At 55.6% G+C, this 17,080-nt stretch carries 17 protein-coding genes; 12 read left to right on the top strand and 5 right to left on the bottom strand.

All coding sequences use genetic code 11. The annotated features are described in order from the left end of the window. Positions 1-159 precede the first annotated feature (159 nt). Complete coding sequence (locus ACYVAC_RS06275) at positions 160-1,311, top strand: AI-2E family transporter (protein WP_461096744.1); 1,152 nt, start codon at positions 160-162, stop codon at positions 1,309-1,311. 48 nt (positions 1,312-1,359) lie between these two features. Here ACYVAC_RS06275 and ACYVAC_RS06270 read toward each other — a convergent pair whose 3' ends face one another. The 5 genes from ACYVAC_RS06270 to ACYVAC_RS06250 all read right to left on the bottom strand — a co-directional run bounded on the left by ACYVAC_RS06270 (position 1,360) and on the right by ACYVAC_RS06250 (position 5,422). Further along, positions 1,360-1,989 carry an LON peptidase substrate-binding domain-containing protein gene (locus ACYVAC_RS06270; protein WP_461096743.1) on the bottom strand — a complete coding sequence of 210 codons (630 nt, stop codon included), beginning with the start codon at positions 1,987-1,989 and terminating at the stop codon, positions 1,360-1,362. 21 nt (positions 1,990-2,010) lie between these two features. Continuing rightward, on the bottom strand, positions 2,011-2,796 hold the full coding sequence (locus ACYVAC_RS06265; RefSeq protein WP_461096742.1) for a cysteine hydrolase family protein: 786 nt from the start codon (positions 2,794-2,796) through the stop codon (positions 2,011-2,013). A gap of 16 nt (positions 2,797-2,812) precedes the next feature. Next, positions 2,813-3,877, bottom strand: a complete 1,065-nt coding sequence (locus ACYVAC_RS06260) for a phosphotransferase family protein (RefSeq protein WP_461096741.1) — start codon at positions 3,875-3,877, stop codon at positions 2,813-2,815. 15 nt (positions 3,878-3,892) lie between these two features. Continuing rightward, entirely contained in the window at positions 3,893-5,137 is a 1,245-nt protein-coding gene (locus ACYVAC_RS06255) for an acyl-CoA dehydrogenase family protein (RefSeq protein ID WP_461096740.1), read from the bottom strand. 75 nt (positions 5,138-5,212) lie between these two features. Then, positions 5,213-5,422 carry a hypothetical protein gene (locus ACYVAC_RS06250; protein WP_461096739.1) on the bottom strand — a complete coding sequence of 70 codons (210 nt, stop codon included), beginning with the start codon at positions 5,420-5,422 and terminating at the stop codon, positions 5,213-5,215. 305 nt (positions 5,423-5,727) lie between these two features. Between ACYVAC_RS06250 and ACYVAC_RS06245 the strand changes: the two genes are divergently transcribed. The 11 genes from ACYVAC_RS06245 to ACYVAC_RS06195 all read left to right on the top strand — a co-directional run bounded on the left by ACYVAC_RS06245 (position 5,728) and on the right by ACYVAC_RS06195 (position 17,032). Beyond that, positions 5,728-6,294 (top strand): YceD family protein, encoded by a 567-nt coding sequence (locus ACYVAC_RS06245; protein WP_461096738.1) that lies wholly within the window; start codon positions 5,728-5,730, stop codon positions 6,292-6,294. A 70-nt stretch (positions 6,295-6,364) separates the two neighbouring features. Further along, positions 6,365-6,559 (top strand): 50S ribosomal protein L32, encoded by a 195-nt coding sequence (gene rpmF, locus ACYVAC_RS06240; RefSeq protein ID WP_077923042.1) that lies wholly within the window; start codon positions 6,365-6,367, stop codon positions 6,557-6,559. 145 nt (positions 6,560-6,704) lie between these two features. Beyond that, a complete protein-coding gene (gene plsX, locus ACYVAC_RS06235; RefSeq protein ID WP_461096737.1) occupies positions 6,705-7,646 on the top strand; it encodes a phosphate acyltransferase PlsX in 942 nt (313 codons plus the stop codon). Positions 7,647-7,723: 77 nt separating this feature from the next. After that, the gene (locus tag ACYVAC_RS06230) at positions 7,724-8,707 is read left to right on the top strand and encodes a beta-ketoacyl-ACP synthase III (protein ID WP_461096736.1); all 984 of its coding nucleotides are present in this window, start codon (positions 7,724-7,726) and stop codon (positions 8,705-8,707) included. Between the two features lie 88 nt (positions 8,708-8,795). Continuing rightward, on the top strand, positions 8,796-9,359 hold the full coding sequence (efp, locus tag ACYVAC_RS06225) for an elongation factor P (protein ID WP_461096735.1): 564 nt from the start codon (positions 8,796-8,798) through the stop codon (positions 9,357-9,359). Between the two features lie 68 nt (positions 9,360-9,427). Next, complete coding sequence (gene accB, locus ACYVAC_RS06220; protein ID WP_461096734.1) at positions 9,428-9,916, top strand: acetyl-CoA carboxylase biotin carboxyl carrier protein; 489 nt, start codon at positions 9,428-9,430, stop codon at positions 9,914-9,916. A 99-nt stretch (positions 9,917-10,015) separates the two neighbouring features. Continuing rightward, the gene (gene accC / locus ACYVAC_RS06215) at positions 10,016-11,359 is read left to right on the top strand and encodes an acetyl-CoA carboxylase biotin carboxylase subunit (protein ID WP_461096733.1); all 1,344 of its coding nucleotides are present in this window, start codon (positions 10,016-10,018) and stop codon (positions 11,357-11,359) included. A 169-nt stretch (positions 11,360-11,528) separates the two neighbouring features. Beyond that, positions 11,529-13,166, top strand: a complete 1,638-nt coding sequence (locus ACYVAC_RS06210) for a sodium:solute symporter family transporter (protein WP_461096732.1) — start codon at positions 11,529-11,531, stop codon at positions 13,164-13,166. Positions 13,167-13,261: 95 nt separating this feature from the next. Then, on the top strand, positions 13,262-14,116 hold the full coding sequence (locus ACYVAC_RS06205) for an inositol oxygenase family protein (RefSeq protein ID WP_461096731.1): 855 nt from the start codon (positions 13,262-13,264) through the stop codon (positions 14,114-14,116). Positions 14,117-14,250: 134 nt separating this feature from the next. Further along, complete coding sequence (locus ACYVAC_RS06200; RefSeq protein WP_461096730.1) at positions 14,251-15,639, top strand: high affinity choline transporter 1; 1,389 nt, start codon at positions 14,251-14,253, stop codon at positions 15,637-15,639. Between the two features lie 217 nt (positions 15,640-15,856). Next, a complete protein-coding gene (locus tag ACYVAC_RS06195; protein ID WP_461096729.1) occupies positions 15,857-17,032 on the top strand; it encodes a pyridoxal phosphate-dependent aminotransferase in 1,176 nt (391 codons plus the stop codon). The last annotated feature ends 48 nt before the right edge of the window (positions 17,033-17,080 follow it).

Genomic DNA, 17,080 nt, shown 5'->3' with positions numbered 1-17,080 from the left:
TTGCCTGTCCGATGGGCTGATTGTCAGCCTTTTATTGTCATTGGCCGTCTGCTGGGTACGCAATTTTTTCGGGGGTCTCGTCGTGAGTAATTTTCCCGGTTGGGAATGGGCCACAGAAACGTCATAACGTTTTAGCAACAAAGTTGTTAATGAGTCACTATGAACATGCGCTCGCAAAATGTCGACCTGCCCGCTTATGCAAAAATTACGGGCGTTCTGATCTCCATCGTTATCATTGTTTACGGACTTCATACCCTGCAGGGTATCCTGATTCCCCTTGTATTCGCCATTCTGTTTTCGGTGCTGCTTTTTCCACTCGTACACCGGCTGGAGAAATGGGGCGTACCGCGCATTCTGGCTATCGTTCTGTGTCTGTTGCTGGCGCTGGCTGTGGTTTCGGGCCTGTTCTACGCCATATCCATGCAGATCAGCAGCTTTGCCGAGGTGGTCCCCAAATTTGTTGAGCGAAGCAAACTTTACATCAACAAGCTGCAGGTCTTTGCCGACGAACGGTTCAGCATCGACCGTAAGCAGCAATCGAAAGAAATAACCAAATACCTCAATCAACTGCTGGCCGAGGGCGGTACCATCGTCACCTCGACACTGCTGGCCACGACCAGTACGCTGACCAACGTGTTTCTGGTACTGCTGTTCGGATTCTTCTTTCTACTCTACCGCGATTTCTTCCGGTCTTTTTTTTACAAAGTATTCGACGATACGCGCCGGTCCAAGATCGACTCGGTCATGGAGGGTATCTATACGGTCGTGAAAGATTATCTGGCTGGACTAGTGCTGGTGATTTTGATTATTGGTACCCTGATGACGGTGGGCCTGTTTATTCTGGGCATCGACTATGCCGTATTCTTTGGCTTCTTCGGGGCCGTACTGGTACTGATTCCGTATTTCGGCATCTCGCTCGGCTCCCTGCTGCCGGCGGCCTACGCCCTGGTAACCGAGGATAATCCCCTGAAAGCCGTAGCCGTCATCGGGTTGTTCCTGTTCGTGCAGATGGTGGAGGGCAACTTCATTACCCCGTATATCGTCGGCTCCAAAGTCAGTATCAACCCACTGGCGGCCATCATTGTCCTGCTGCTGTGGGAAAACGTATGGGGTCTGCCGGGTCTGGTACTGGCCCTACCCATGACGGCCATTCTGAAGGTCATTTTCGACTCGGTCGATGAGCTCAAACCGTATGGCTTTCTGATCGGGGAGGCCGAGAAGCCCCGCAAGCCGATCAAAAACCTGAAAGAACTGGCCGATCAGTTCCCAAGCCGGGCCCGGCAGGTGGGTGAGGTTCAGGAGAAAGAGTAACGGAGGTACATAAAGCCGGGGAGTCGATCGGCCCGCTCCCCGGCAACCCTAGAAGTTTAGCGGATCGAGGTTTTTGAAGTGCCCATTCATGCGAATACGTTTCTTGGTCCGTTCCATATCCGACACGACGGGCAGGACCGCGTTGAGGTGCTGAATCAGAAAAAGTTGCCGTTCTGCCTCAGAGGGCAGCAGCAGCAACTCGTATTCCTGCTCGATCGACAGGCCAACCTTGTGGGCTACGCGGTACGAAAAATTTTCGTCGGTCGAATCGAAGTCGACGTCAATCTGGAGCAGGTCGTAGAGTTGCGTGAGCCGATCGGCCAGGGCAATGGCGTGGGCACTGTAGCTATCGCCGGCCGGAAGCAGGTCAATCTCACCCCCTGCATATAATTTGCCCGGTACCGGATTTTCGAAATCAATCAGCCTGAAAATGCCTACGCCTTTCGACTTGATGTCCATACGGCCATCATCGTAGCGCTTGTGTAGCGTAGTAATGTGCATTTCGGTACCATAGCCGGGCATTTTGCCATCGATGAAGGCAGGAATCCCGAACGTATGCTCCTGGTCGAGGCATTCGTTGATCAGCTGCCGGTAACGGGGTTCGAAAATGTGCAGGTTAAGGTCTTCGCCCGGGTACACAATCAGGTTTAGCGGGAAAAGAGGCAGTGTCTTTTTCATAGGCCGAAAAGGTACGGGTTTTCAGCTGAAAACGGCGTCTGCCGGCAGTAATCGAACATTTCGATGGCGGGCTTCGGCATAAATCGAATCGGCCAGATAGCCGAGGCCCGTCACGTCGGAGGTGCAGTCGGTCACGAGGGTGAGCTTGGGAACGAGCGCCGGTGCGTAGTCGAGTAACTGGCGCAGGCTGTTGGCGACGCAGTGCGATTTGGCTTCACCCATCAGACAAATCCGGTCGAACCGATCCAGGTCGGCTATCAGTGCTGTGTTCAGCTGGGTTTCGGGAACCGTTGGGTCGGGCACCTGAGCCCGGAAAATGCCAAAATGCTCGGTGAGAGGGTACTGGCCTTTCTGAACGGCCACATAATCCCGATCGCGGGCAGTCGTCCAGTGCCGAAGCGCATCAAGCAACGTATCGTGCAGAGCAGCCCCGCGCGACCCGATCAGGCAGTGTTCGGGCCAGATCAGGTGCTGAAACTGTCCGTCGGCCTCCAGCGCCTGTACATACTGCCGGGCTTTCTGGGCCGCAAACCGGGGTATCCAGCGCCCGGCGTCGACATCGGCAGCTGATATGGGCGTAAAGGGGGCCGGGTGCCGTCCCGCACTATCGGACCAGAACAGCGGATGCGCAATATCGAGTACGTGGTGCGTATCGAGCGTGACAACAAGGTGATCGATCTGGTCGGTGTGCTGGCGGATGAGGTTGGCCATCCGCGTCACATCGTGCTCGGCCCCCGGTACAAATAGCGCCCCATCGGGGTGACAAAAATCGAACTGCGTGTCGATGATCAGAAAGGCGGTAGTCATACGGGCGAAGATCGGGTCAGAATCGACCGGAATCAAGCACCTGCACGCCATCGGCGCTGAGTGCCCGCACCCCGTCGATAAGTCCGGCAAAGCGCGGGTCGGCCGTAAGCCCCTTTTTGTAGCGACTGTAAATCTGCTGCATGACCACCGCATTTTTAAAGAGCCCGAACACGTAATAGTAGCGGAGCTGACTAATGTCGCGGCCGCTGCGTTCGCTGTAGCGCTGGGCAAAGCCCTGTCGGGTCAGGTTGCCGGGCAGGTGGGTCAGGTTAAACGACTGCCGAAACGCACTATCGCCCGCTTCTGACCAGTAGGAGAGGGCCGTTCCGACGTCGATCAGCGGATCGCCGACCGTGCACATTTCCCAGTCCAGCACAGCCCGGATATCGGACAGGTTGTCGGGGTCGAGCACGACGTTGTCGTATTTGAAATCGTTGTGCAGCAGTGTGGGAGCCGCCGACACGGGTAGGGACTCGGTCAGATAGCGCACCAGCGCATCGATTTCGGGTATGGCATCGGTCTGCGACGCTTCGTATCGGCGGTGCCAGCCTTCGACCTGGCGCTGTACGTAGCCATCCGGTCTACCCAGCTGATCGAGACCTGCCTGCCGGATATCGATGGCATGCAGATCGACCAGCGCGTCGACCAGCGCTTCTGAGAGCCGGCGCATGGTATCAGCCGGAATACCCAGTTTCGGGGCGGTATGAGCCCGCAGTATCATTCCCGGCACGCGGGTCATCACGTAGAAGGGCGCTCCCAGCACCGATTCGTCGTCGGTATAAAGTACCGGTGTCGGAATCCGCTTGTAGCCGGCCCGTTGCAACAGGGTCAGCACCCGAAACTCACGGCCCATGTCGTGGCCACCTTTGATGGCTTTGGCGCCCGCCGGGGGCCGACGCAGTACATAGTCCAGTCCGCTGTTGGTGGTCAGGCAGTAAGTCAGGTTCGAGTAACCGCCCGGAAACTGGCGGATAGCCGTCAGCTGCCCTACGGCGGGCGCCTGTTCGATGAGATAAGCCTGTAGCGCTGGCTGGTCGAGTTGTTCGCCGGGGCGGGTGGGCGTTGGGGTGTCGGTGTTCATACGCGGGAAACCGGTTCAGTGCTGAACCGTTGCTTGACGGGCGGCACTGGCCTTTTTAGGGTCGAGACCGTAGGTTTTAAGAATACTGCGGGCCAGCGCCGTTTTGTGTACCTCGTCGGCGCCGTCGTAAATACGGGCCCCGCGTTCATGGCGGTAATACCAGGGCAGCACCACATCGTCGGTAATACCCATGGCACCGTAGGTTTGAATGGCGTGGTCGATCACCGTCAGCATCACATCGGCCACAAAAAACTTGATGGCCGAAATTTCGTCGCGAACGGCCGCAGCACCCTGCTCGTCGATGTTGCGGGCGGTTCGCAGTACCATCAGCCGGGCCGCGTCGATACGGGCGCGGCTTTCGGCAATCCAGCCCTGCACAAACTGTTTCTCGCCCAGCATAACCCCGTCGTCCATATCGCGGGTAGCAGCCCGGCGGCACATCAGGTCGAAGCAGCGTTCGCTGATGCCGATCCAGCGCATACAGTGGTGAATACGGCCGGGGCCCAGGCGTTCCTGCGCCAGGGTAAATCCCATGCCCTCGCCCCCGATCAGGTTGTCGAGCGGTACCCGCACGTCGGTATAGCGAATTTCGGCGTGGCTGCCCCAGTGGTCAGAGCCATCACCCATGATACTGATGTTTCGCACCAGCTCGAAACCGGGCGTATCGGTAGGTACCAGAATCATACTGGCCCGGCGGTGGGGTGGTGCGGTGGGGTCGGTCACGGCCATTACGATGGCAAAGGCAGCTCCGTCGGCCGAGGAGGTAAACCACTTGTGGCCGTTGATCACCCACGAGTTGCCATCGCGTACGGCCTGCGTGCCCATACGGGTAGGATTCGAACCGGCATACTCGGGCTCGGTCATTGAAAAGCACGACCGGATGTGACCTTCCCGCAACGGCTCCAGATACCGCCCGCGCAGGGCACTGGGCGCGTGGCGGTGCATTAGCTCCATATTGCCAATGTCGGGCGCCTGGCAGTTGAAGGTATAATGGCCGAAGGGGGTCCAGGCCAGTACTTCGCTGATCTGTCCAAATTCACACAGACTCAAACCCAGCCCCCCTTCGTCGACGCTATGCTGCAGCCCCCAGAGACCGGCTTTTCGTACCAGTTCCCGCTTCTGATCGAGTAGACGGGCCACGGTCGAGAAATTACCCGTCAGGTGGTCGGTTGTTTCGAGCGGAACGAGTTCGTTTAGCACAAACTCACGAATGCGCGGCACCAGCGCTTCGGTGCGGGGGGTAGCAAAAAGCGGTTCCATAGGGTAGGCAGTGGGGTAATGAGTCGTTGCTGAGGGAAGGCGAAGCCTGGCAAAACCAGCCGTCGGCTCGCGGCATTAACTGTCTTTCCGGTGCGGAATCACCGTCCAGTGCTTCACGCCGGGCATCTCGGCCGCCACGATGTCGGCCGCTACCGTTTCCAGATTTTCTTCGTTGGAGATAAAATACAAACTCCGAACGGCATCGTCGTCATTGGTCGAACGGACTTCGAAGTATTCGTTGTGATGCGAGATAGCCTCTTTCTCGACAAGCTGGTACTGCGCCATAATTGACAGATTGTGGTTAAAGTTAGTATTATTTTGTGAAAGCCTACCCCCAGGTGGCCCCAAATTGAGGGGGCCTGCGGGCGGTATCTGGAAACACAACTGAAAACAGGGCCAAATGGGTTGGCGGGTTTTGGCCAGGGGCCGGGCAGCAGGCAACCGTTTTTGCGGGTGCAGCGCCCCGCAGTACAACCCCTGAGCCCGCAGGCTGAACAAAATCAGGGCGATACCTTTTTTTGGTAACCACTTTCCTGATTGACAAACAATTCGTACCTTTGCGGTCTTAAATTTTAGGGGGGATCCAGACGGTGAACGCATTACGTGCCTACGATATCAACATTGCCGGGCTTGACAACAAACGCCACGAGTACGACTTCGAGTCGGACGACGCGTTTTTTGCCGCGCTCGATCAGTCGCTGATCGAAAAGGGGCACGTACATACGCATCTAGTGCTGGAAAAGTCGGAGACGATGATCCGCCTGGAGTTCCATAGTACGGGTACGGTTGAGCAGTTATGCGACCGTAGCCTGGACGAGTACGACGAGCCGGTCGATACGACGCAGGTCATGCTGCTGAAGTTTGGCGACCGGAACGAGGAGCTGAGTGATGAAATCGAACTGATCGAACGTAACACGCCCACGATCAACGTAGCCCGCTACATCTTCGAATTCATCAGCCTGTCGCTGCCCATGAAACGCCTTCATCCCCGGTACCGGTCTGATGAAGATGATGATCTGGACAGTGACGATGACAGCAATGGCAAACTGGTTTATCAGTCCGACGCTCCCGCCGACGACAGCGAGCCGGATGCCGATGAGCCACCAACTGCAATTGATCCGCGCTGGGATGCCCTGCGCAAACTGAGTGATAATTGATTGACGCGTCAGGCGCCTGAGTGGCTCCGACGCGATTAGAACTGATAAACTGAAAACTGTATATTGAGCCATGGCACACCCCAAACGCCGACACTCCAGCACCCGGCGCGATAAGCGCAGAACGCACTACAAGGCTACGGCCGTAACCCTTTCGACCGATGCACAAACCGGCGAAGTACACGAGCGTCACCACGCCCACGTGTTTGAGGGTAACCTGTTTTACAAAGGACAAATGATCATTGAGAATTACGCGAAAACGGCCTAATTGTCAATTGTTTATACTGAGTATTTCGCAGACGTCTTTCCGAAGATGAACGCGAAATACTTTTTTATTGCCCGGTGCCTGCCTATTTTTACGCGATTTAGGTGATAGCCCGGATGCGCCGGGAGGACATTCAATAGTAGAGTCAATGAAAATTGCAGTGGACGCCATGGGCGGTGATTTCGCTCCCGAAGCTATTGTTGAGGGAGTTGTTATGGCCGCTGCTGAGTTACCCCAGGATGTTGTCATCGTGCTGGTAGGCAGGCAGTCTGTTGTTCAATCGCTCCTCCATAAACATGGTGCCGATACGTCGGATCGGATTGAGGTGGTCGATGCCGAAGAGGTAATTGACATGAGCGAACATCCGACCAAAGCCCTGTCGCAGAAGCCCAATTCCAGCATTGGAGTTGGGTTTAAACTTTTGAAAGAAGGGCTGGTTCAGGCCTTCTGCAGCGCCGGTAACACGGGAGCCATGCACGTTGGGGCGCTGTTCAGCATCAAAGCCATGGAAGGTATACTCCGTCCGTGTATTGCCGGCTTTGTACCGCAGCTTACCGGTGGTCATGCCGTAATGCTCGATATCGGTGCCAATGCCGACTGCAAGCCCGAAATGCTGGCGCAGTTTGGCGAAATCGGCTCGATTTACGCGCAGTACACCTTTGGTATCGACCGGCCCCGGGTGGCCCTGATGAACATTGGCTCCGAAGAACAGAAAGGGTCGCTGATTGTGCAGGCGGCTCATCAGCTGCTGAAAGAAAATCGCTCGATCAACTTTATCGGCAACATCGAAGGGAATGATTTCTTTGCCGGTAAGGCCGATGTGATCGTAACCGACGGTTTCACGGGCAACACCATGTTCAAACTGGGTGAGTCGTTCTACGCTACGGCCCGGCAGCGCAACATTCAGGACGAGTTTCTGGACAAAACCAACTACGAATCGGTAGGGGGGAGCCCAATTCTGGGGGTCAATGGCAACGTAATTATTGCCCACGGCATTTCGTCGCCCCTGGCTATCAAAAATATGATTGGCCTAGCCATACGACAGGTCGAATCCGGAGCCTATACCAAAATAGCGCAGGCATTGAAATAGTCTGTACGAAGGTGGCTCTGTATTGCCGGCAAACTGGCTACCGAGCTTCCGAAACTTGTCCTTCCTACAACTGAATTATGAGTAAAGCGGCCATAACAGGAATTCACGGCTACGTCCCCGATTACGTGCTGACCAATGCGGAACTGGAGCAGATGGTCGACACGAACGACGAATGGATTACGTCCCGGACTGGTATCAAGGAACGGCACATTCTGAAGGGCGAAGGAATGGGTTCATCGCACATGGGTGCAAAGGCGGTTGCCGGACTGCTGGAAAAGAAAGGCATCAGCCCCAGCGAAATCGACCTGCTCATCTGTGCGACAACTACCCCCGACTACGTGTTTCCGTGTACGGCCAACCTGATCTGCGATATGGTCGGCATCCGGAATGTAGGTAGCTTCGATATTCAGGCGGCCTGCTCAGGATTTGTCTATGCCCTTACCGTAGGGTCGCAGTTTATCGAAACGGGCAAGTACAAAAAAGTCGTTATTGTGGGGGCCGATAAAATGTCGGCCATCGTTGATTATACCGATCGGACTACCTGCGTACTGTTTGGCGATGGGGCCGGCGCGGTGCTGCTCGAGCCAGCCGAAGACGGGCTGGGCATTATCGACTCGATTATTAAATCGGATGGCGTAGGCCAGAATCACCTGTTCCAGAAAGCAGGTGGTAGTCGCTACCCACCGACCCATGAGACGGTGGAGAAACGTTGGCACTATGTGTATCAGGACGGGCCATCGGTCTTTAAATTTGCCGTCAAAAACATGGCTGATGTATCGGCAGAGATCATGGAACGTAATCACCTGAAAGGCGAGGACGTTGCCTGGCTGGTACCGCATCAGGCCAACAAACGCATCATTGACGCTACGGCGCAGCGCATGGGCATCAACGCCGACAAAGTGATGATGACCATTCATAAATACGGAAACACCACGGCGGCTACCATACCGCTCTGTCTGTTCGACTACGAATCGCAACTGAAGAAAGGAGATAACCTCGTACTGGCCGCTTTTGGCGGTGGGTTCACCTGGGGAGCTGCCTATGTAAAGTGGGCTTATTAAAAACGATCTGACCCGGTTGTGGTTTACATAGACCGCACAACCCGCGGGCAACGACGTACAGCAATAAACTGAAAATCAAAAACAAGTAATGGCAACGACCGCAGATATCCGCAACGGACTGGTCCTGAACTACAACAACGACCTCTTTCAGATTACCGAATTCCAGCACGTAAAGCCCGGTAAAGGTGCTGCCTTCGTGCGGACTAAACTGAAGAGTCTGACCACCGGCCGCGTCATCGACAACACGTTCAACTCGGGAGCCACCATCTACCCGGTGCGCGTTGAGCGCCGGAAGTTTCAATTCCTGTACAAAGACGAAAGCGGCTATAACTTTATGGACCAGGAGTCGTTCGATCAGATCAATCTGGACGAAAAGCTGGTCGATGGAGCCGATATGATGAAAGAAGGCCAGGAAGTTGAGATCCTGATCAATGCTGACAGCGATAGCCCACTGTCGTGCGAACTGCCGCCTTTCGTTGAGCTTGAAGTAACCTACGCCGAGCCGGGTGTAAAAGGTGATACGGCCAACAGCCCCAAAAAGCGGGTCGAAGTGGAATCGGGCGCTAAAATTATGGTGCCGCTTTTCATTGAGCAGGGCCAGAAAATCCGGATCGATACCCGGACGCGTGATTACGTTGAGCGCGTGAAATAAGTCGACTTCATCAGCATTGCTTTACACGGATAGTATCCTATAAACGGTTAAGCCCTGACTAAAAACGCATGAGCACACAGGACATACAACAACTCATCGACTTTATCTCTCAATCGGGCCTCGATGAGGTTAACATTGAGACGAGCGATCTGAAAATCAACGTTAAGCGCTACGGTGCTGGCGCTCCCGCGGCTCCCGCCCCGGTTGCGGCACCCGCTCCTGCCGCGGCTCCGGCTCCGGTGGCAGCCGCTGCGCCGACGCCCGCTCCGGTAGCTGCGCCACAGCCTGCTGCCCCGGCGGCCGCCGACACGTCGAACTACATCACGATCAAATCGCCGATGATTGGTACCTTCTACCGCTCGTCGAATCCCGAGACGCCCTCGTTCGTGGAAGTAGGCGACAGCGTGAGCGAAGGCAAAGTTGTCTGCATCATCGAAGCCATGAAACTCTTCAACGAGATCGAATCCGAAGTGTCGGGTCGGATCGTGCGGGTACTGGTCGAGAACGCCACCCCCGTCGAATACGATCAGCCGCTGTTCCTGGTCGAACCTATCTAAAATTAATTGGCGAATGAGTAGGTGAGTGAATGAGTGAATGAGGCTACCAGCCAATATTTCACACAATCACTCATTTACTCATTCACTCATTTTCAGACTATGTTCAAGAAAATTCTTATCGCCAACCGGGGGGAGATCGCACTGCGCATTATCCGGACGTGCCGTGAAATGGGTATCAAAACGGTGGCTGTTTACTCAACGGCCGACCGCGACAGCCTGCACGTTCGGTTTGCCGACGAGGCCGTTTGCATTGGTCCTCCGCCCAGTAAACAGTCTTATCTGAGCATTCCAAGCATTATTTCGGCTGCCGAAGTAACGGGTGCCGATGCCATTCACCCCGGCTATGGATTCCTGTCGGAGAATGCTGAGTTTTCGCAAATCTGCGCCGATTACGGCATCAAGTTTATCGGTGCTACGGCCGAGCAGATTAACAGCATGGGCGACAAGGCTACCGCCAAAGCAACGATGCGGGCGGCTGGCGTGCCCGTTATTCCGGGATCGGACGGCCTGCTGGAGTCGATCGAGCAGGGAAAACAGCTGTCGGCCGAAATGGGCTATCCGGTTATCATCAAGGCAACCGCCGGTGGTGGGGGCCGGGGTATGCGGATCATTCGTAGCGAAGCTGATTTTGAAAAAGCCTGGAACGATGCCCGGACAGAAGCAGGCGCGGCTTTCGGCAATGATGGGCTCTACCTCGAGAAATTCGTGGAAGAACCCCGGCACATCGAAATTCAGATCGTTGGCGACCAGTATGGCAAAGTATGCCACCTGTCGGAGCGTGACTGTTCGATTCAGCGCCGGCACCAGAAGCTGGTCGAAGAAACCCCATCGCCCATCGTAAGCCCCGAACTGCGCGAGCAGATGGGGGCTGCCGCCATCAAGGGAGCGCAGGCCATTGGCTACGAAGGCGCCGGTACGGTTGAGTTTCTGGTCGATAAATACGGGAAGTTCTACTTCATGGAGATGAACACCCGGATTCAGGTTGAGCACCCCATCACGGAAGAAGTGACGGATTTCGACCTGATCAAGGAGCAGATCAAAGTAGCGGCCGGAGCCGAAATTTCGGGCCGCAACTACACGCCGAAGCTGTATGCCATGGAATGCCGGATCAACGCCGAAGACCCTGCCAACGGGTTCCGGCCGTCGCCGGGCAAGATCACGGTGCTGCACCTGCCCGGTGGGCATGGCGTCCGGATCGATAGCCATGTCTATGCCGGCTACACCATTCCGCCAAACTACGACTCGATGATTGCCAAGCTGATCGTGTCGGGGCAGTCGCGCGAGGAGGTCGTAACGCGCATGAAGCGGGCGCTGCAGGAGTTTGTGATCGAGGGCATCAAAACCACGATTCCGTTTCATATCAAACTGATGGATGATCCGGGTTTCCAGTCGGGACAATTCACGACGGCTTTCCTGGATACGTTCGATTTTTCGAAACTATAAGCGATTGTACTGCCCTCGCGGTGGTACTGAAGCTTTACAAAAAACCCTGTTGTGGTGGGCCATGTGCCACCCCGACAGGGTTTTTTTGTTGGCATTGGCCGGGGTTCGTATTGGATCAAATCGGTATAAAATTGGCTGGTAGGTGCTTTTCCAGGCAATCTGATCCCTTATGAACCACCTTGTACTAACCGATTACCTCGTCTTTCTGGCTTATTTTGTTCTTGTTGTTGGCTACGGCTACTGGGTTTACCAGCGGAAGCGAAATCCCGAAACAAACACTACTGACTTTTTTCTGGCCGAAGGGTCGCTGACCTGGTGGGCCATTGGCGCATCGCTGATTGCCTCCAACATTTCGGCAGAGCATTTCATTGGTATGGCCGGGTCGGGCTTCGCCATGGGGCTGGCCATCTCATCGTATGAGTGGATTGCGGCCGCAACACTCGTGATCGTTGCGGCTTATTTCATTCCCATTTACCTGCGCAACCACATCTACACCATGCCTCAGTTTCTGGCCCAGCGCTACAGCGATACGGTCAGTACCATTCTGGCCGTGTTCTGGCTGGTAGTCTACGTACTGGTCAATCTTACATCCATTCTGTACCTGGGTGCCATTGCCATCGAGTCGCTGGCGGGGCTGTCGTTTACCGTCTGTACGATTGGTCTGGCCGTGTTCGCCATTTTTATCACGCTTGGCGGGATGAAAGTGATCGGCTATACCGATGTTGTGCAGGTAGTGGTGCTGGTGATCGGCGGACTGGTGGTTACCTACCTGGCGCTTGAACTGGTGGCCGACAAAAGCGGTACGACGGGCGTCTGGAACGGGCTGGTGTCGCTCCGCGAGCGGGCCGACAGCCATTTTCACATGTATTTCGAGAAAGGGCATCCGCATTACCTGGAGCTGCCCGGTTTATCGCTGGTGCTGGGCGGTATGTGGATCAACAACCTGTACTACTGGGGCTGTAACCAGTACATTGTGCAGCGGGCGCTCGGCGCCGATCTTAAGACGGCCCGAAGCGGCATTCTGTTTGCCGCTTTTCTGAAACTACTGATCCCGATTATCGTCGTGATTCCGGGTATTGCGGCTTTCGTACTCTACCAGGAAGGTACGTTCCAGGCGGCTATGACCGATGGGGCGGGCCTGGTCAAGCCCGACCATGCGTACCCGGTACTGATGAACCTGCTGCCGGCCGGGATGAAAGGACTGGCGTTTGCGGCCCTCACGGCCGCTGTGGTGGCCTCACTGGCCGGCAAGAGTAACTCCATCGCCACCATTTTTACGCTCGATCTGTACCGAAAATACGTTGCCCCCGACGCGTCGGAGCGGCAGCTGGTGCGAGTAGGGCGGTGGGCCGTTGTGGTTTCGTTTGCCATTGCCATTGCCCTGGCTCCTTTGCTGCGATCGCTCGATCAGGTATATCAGTACATTCAGGAATACACGAATTTTATTACGCCGGGCATTTTTACAATTTTCCTGATGGGCTTTTTCTGGAAGCGGGCCACCAATCGGGCGGCCCTGACGGTAGCGCTGCTAACCATTCCGCTGTCGGTCCTGCTCAAGTTCTGGCCCGACGTAACGGCCCTGTTTGGTACCGCTGCCGACCCAATTCCATTTTTACACCGCACCATGTGGGTATTTTGTCTCGATATGGTGCTCATGGTAGTAGTGACCCTGACTGATCCGGCCAGCCACACCCCCGCCCGAACAGTTACGGTCGAGCGGTCGATGTTCCGACTGACACCGTCGTTTGTAGCAGGTTCGGTGGGCATCTTTGCCATTCTGGCCGTGCTATACACGCTGTTCTGGTAGAGGCCACTGGATGGACTTTTGCGGGATTTAGTCCGCTGGTAACGAATACTATAGCGTACGTTTTTATCTTTACTTTTTCTCTGTTTTCTACGACGATGATCGACCAAAACGCCCCCCTTGCCAGTCTCGATGTGTGGGAAGACGACGTGCTGAGCCGCTATCCCCAGCCCGAGCATAAGGCTAAAGAAGAATACCGCAACTACGATTCGCCCGAGCGCGATACGGTGCGGGAGTTCTACCGCCTGAACCACACGTATCAGACCTATGATTTCGTGCAACAGAAAAAGGCGCAGTTTCTGAGCTTCGACAAGAAGGAACTGCCTGTTTGGGGGGCCATGGAATTCCTGAACACCCTTGTCGATGACTCTGATCCCGATACCGACCTCGATCAATTGCAACACCTGCTGCAGACGGCCGAGGCTATCCGGGCCGACGGGCATCCGGACTGGTTTGTGCTGACGGGTTTCCTGCACGACATGGGTAAAGTCCTGTGCCTGTTCGGCGAACCGCAGTGGGCCGTGGTGGGCGATACGTTCCCGGTTGGCTGCCGGCATTCCGATAAAATCGTTTACCCCGAGTTTTTCGTGAACAATCCCGACTCGCGCGACGAGCGGTACAATACCAAATACGGGGTTTACTCGCCAAACTGCGGGCTCAAAAACGTCGATATGTCGTGGGGGCACGATGAGTACCTCTACCACATCACCAAAGATTACCTGCCCGAGCCGGCGCTGTATATGATCCGGTACCACTCGTTCTATTCGCAGCACCGCGAGAACGCCTACGATCACCTGCTCGACGACCACGACCGGGCCATGTTCAAGTGGGTCAACAAGTTCAATCCGTACGATCTGTATTCGAAAAGCCCCAAGCCACCCGTTGTGAGTGAGCTGAAGCCATACTACGAAGATTTGATTGCCAAATACCTGCCTCCGGTTATCAAGCTGTAGTACCGTCGGGCTGTTCATGCTTTTCAGTAAACAGGGTGCCGGATATCCCAATCCGGCACCTTATTATTGTTGGCCATAGTGGGCTGGCCTGGACAGGACCACCAGCCTGTAAACCAATCGGCTTCGGTACCCGTATGCTGCTTACCTGCATCGCGCTTTATCTGCTGGCCAACGTGGCTGTCGGGGTCTGGGCGTCCCGGCGTGTGACAACCTCACAGGATTTTGTGCTGGCTGGCCGGCAATTGCCGCTGGTGCTGGCCGCTTCGGTAACGTTTGCCACCTGGTTCGGCTCCGAAACCATCATGGGAGCGCCCGCCATGTTTGTAGAGGGGGGCGTACCCGCTATCATCGAAGAACCGTTTGGCTCGGCGCTCTGCCTGTTTCTGGTGGGCGCTTTCTTTGCCCGGCCACTCTACCGGCTTCGCATAACCACCTTCTGCGATTACTTCCGAATTCGGTTCGGTCGATCGGCCGAGCTGCTGTCGGCGGTGCTGGTCATTCCATCGTATTTTAGCTGGATTGCGGCCCAGCTGGTTGCCATTGGCATTGTGCTCAGTGTTGTTACCGATATTCCGCGCGACTACTGCATTGTGGGAAGTGCCGTTGTGGTGATGGCCTACACGCTGCTGGGCGGCATGTGGTCGATCTCGATCACCGACTTTTTTCATAACCTGATCATTATCCTGGCACTGGCTATGCTGGCGGTGCTGCTGGTGCAGGAGGTAGGCGACTGGTCGGTTATCACCGCCAAAACGCCCCCTGGTTTTTTTCGTTTTCTGCCCGAATCCAGCCTGCACGACTGGGTCACGTATGTGGCCGCCTGGTTCACGATCGGACTGGGCTCTATTCCGCAGCAGGATATTTTTCAGCGGGTTATGGCCGCCCGCACAGAAGACACCTCCGTGCGGGCTTCGTACCTGGCCTCGGGGCTGTACCTGACCGTGGCCGCGCTGCCGCTCTTTATAGCCCTCGTGGCCAAAGCCATCCACCCCGATTTGCCGGCCGATAACCAGCTCATTATCCCGAACATGGTGATGCGCCACGGTAGCCTGTTGCTTCAGGTGCTGTTTTTCGGAGCCGTTACTTCGGCCATCCTAAGCGTATCGAGCGGGGCTATTCTGGCCCCGGCCACCGTGTTCGGCGAAAACATCGTAAAATTTTTCCGCCCCGACATGGCCGATGCTGCCTTGCTGCGTACCATCCGCTGGGCCATCGTGGTCATTACGCTGATCTGCGTAGGCATGAGCACGACCCGGCAGACCAATATATTCGATCTGGTAGGCGAGTCATCGGCGTTTAGTTTGGTATCGTTGTTTGTGCCGCTCACGGCAGGCATTTACTGGAAACAGGCCAACCTGACGGGCTGCCTCTGGTCGATGGGGCTGGGCTTTGTGGTGTGGCTGGGTTGCCTGTGGGGGAACACCTACTACTCGCCCATGATGTGGGGCCTGCTGGCCAGCGTGGTGGCTATGGTCGTAGGTAGCCTTAGCTGTCGCGCTCTGTCGGCAGAGCCGGTACGATAAGGATAAAGGCTGGTTGAACAACAGCTGGTGGATGATTAGATTATCCAGCGAACATTTGGTATTATGCTTTTAATGCCGAATAAAATTATGTCGTTTGGGGTAAAGTCAGTCTATAATTCAGCTGATTAACGTATTTTCACGACGTACAGCGTACTCCAGACCGAATGGCCGGGAATAGTTAAATTTCATCTGCAAATACATCAAACCAGCACCGTTTATGTCAACACAACTAACCCGTAGAGACTGGCTTCGGGCCAGTGGCCTGCTCACGGCCAGCGTCGGTCTGAGCCGTTTCTCGGTGGCCGAAGCGGCCCACGCGCCGGCTCCATTGCAGACGAGTTTCGCGCAGGAGTTTGCGTTCGCGGGCGACGATCCATTCGACAAAATGGGTAAACTACGGGCCCGGTTGCTGGCCAACGAAAACCCACTGGGTATTGCACCGAGTGCCAAAGAAGCAATTGCCAGGTCGGCCGATCTGGGCAACCGCTACGCCTGGACCGAGTTTATGCAGCTCAAGAAACTGATTGCTGCGGATGAAGGCGTAACGCCCGCCAACCTGCTGATGTCGCCCGGCTCGTCGGATATCCTGATGGCGTCGGCTGCTCACTTTGCCAAAGACGGCGGTACCATACTGACCAGCGCCATGACCTACGACGACCTGCTGGAGCGGGCTGCTAAGTTTGGTGCCAAAATCGTTTCGGTACCCATGACGCCTGCGTACACCTACGACCTGGCTGCGATCAAGGCGAAGATTACGCCCGACGTCAAGCTGGTGTACCTGGTGAATCCCAACAACCCAACGGGTACGGTGGTGCCTACGGCTGAACTGGAAGCGTTTTGCCGCCAGGTGGCACCCAAAGTGCCGGTTTTCCTTGACGAAGCTTACATCGATTTCTACGAGCCCGCACAGCGCCCCAAACTGGGTAAACTAGTGGCCGAAGGACAAAACCTGATTCTGGCCCGGACGTTCTCCAAAATCCACGGCTTTGCCGGTCTGCGGCTGGGCTACGCTATTTCGACCCCCGACCTGCTGAAAGCCATAAAACCCTATACCAACGGGGAGTTTGCGGTGAGCATCACCACGCTGATGGCCGGTATTGCCAGCTACCAGGACAAAGACTGGCAAAACCACTGCCGGGCCGAAAATGCCAAAGCCCGCGACTACACGACCAAAGCCCTCACCGCCATGGGTTACGACGTGATTCCGTCGTCGGCCAACTTTATGCTCTTTCCGATCCGGATGAAGACCAAAACGTTCAGCAGCCAGATGTTTGCCAACGGCATCGGCATTCAGACGCGCGATTTTAACGGCCAGCCATACTGCCGGGTCAGTATCGGTACCATGGACGAGATGGCATTGTTTATTGATAGTTTCAAGAAAGTAGTAGGGTAACGAATGACCAGTACCGAAATAAGCGTAGTGATGCTGCTTTTCGGCCTT

This window comes from Spirosoma luteolum (assembly GCF_054778875.1).
This window is presented reverse-complemented; position numbering and strand designations above follow the sequence as displayed.

Bases quoted from the DNA above. Each gene is read 5' to 3' on its own strand.
- ACYVAC_RS06275 (WP_461096744.1), top strand. From the start codon at position 160: ATGAACATGCGCTCGCAAAATGTCGACCTGCCCGCTTATGCAAAAATT.
- ACYVAC_RS06270 (WP_461096743.1), bottom strand. From the start codon at position 1,989: ATGAAAAAGACACTGCCTCTTTTCCCGCTAAACCTGATTGTGTACCCG.
- ACYVAC_RS06265 (WP_461096742.1), bottom strand. From the start codon at position 2,796: ATGACTACCGCCTTTCTGATCATCGACACGCAGTTCGATTTTTGTCAC.
- ACYVAC_RS06260 (WP_461096741.1), bottom strand. From the start codon at position 3,877: ATGAACACCGACACCCCAACGCCCACCCGCCCCGGCGAACAACTCGAC.
- ACYVAC_RS06255 (WP_461096740.1), bottom strand. From the start codon at position 5,137: ATGGAACCGCTTTTTGCTACCCCCCGCACCGAAGCGCTGGTGCCGCGC.
- ACYVAC_RS06250 (WP_461096739.1), bottom strand. From the start codon at position 5,422: ATGGCGCAGTACCAGCTTGTCGAGAAAGAGGCTATCTCGCATCACAAC.
- rpmF (WP_077923042.1), top strand. From the start codon at position 6,365: ATGGCACACCCCAAACGCCGACACTCCAGCACCCGGCGCGATAAGCGC.
- plsX (WP_461096737.1), top strand. From the start codon at position 6,705: ATGAAAATTGCAGTGGACGCCATGGGCGGTGATTTCGCTCCCGAAGCT.
- ACYVAC_RS06230 (WP_461096736.1), top strand. From the start codon at position 7,724: ATGAGTAAAGCGGCCATAACAGGAATTCACGGCTACGTCCCCGATTAC.
- efp (WP_461096735.1), top strand. From the start codon at position 8,796: ATGGCAACGACCGCAGATATCCGCAACGGACTGGTCCTGAACTACAAC.
- accB (WP_461096734.1), top strand. From the start codon at position 9,428: ATGAGCACACAGGACATACAACAACTCATCGACTTTATCTCTCAATCG.
- accC (WP_461096733.1), top strand. From the start codon at position 10,016: ATGTTCAAGAAAATTCTTATCGCCAACCGGGGGGAGATCGCACTGCGC.
- ACYVAC_RS06210 (WP_461096732.1), top strand. From the start codon at position 11,529: ATGAACCACCTTGTACTAACCGATTACCTCGTCTTTCTGGCTTATTTT.
- ACYVAC_RS06205 (WP_461096731.1), top strand. From the start codon at position 13,262: ATGATCGACCAAAACGCCCCCCTTGCCAGTCTCGATGTGTGGGAAGAC.
- ACYVAC_RS06200 (WP_461096730.1), top strand. From the start codon at position 14,251: ATGCTGCTTACCTGCATCGCGCTTTATCTGCTGGCCAACGTGGCTGTC.
- ACYVAC_RS06195 (WP_461096729.1), top strand. From the start codon at position 15,857: ATGTCAACACAACTAACCCGTAGAGACTGGCTTCGGGCCAGTGGCCTG.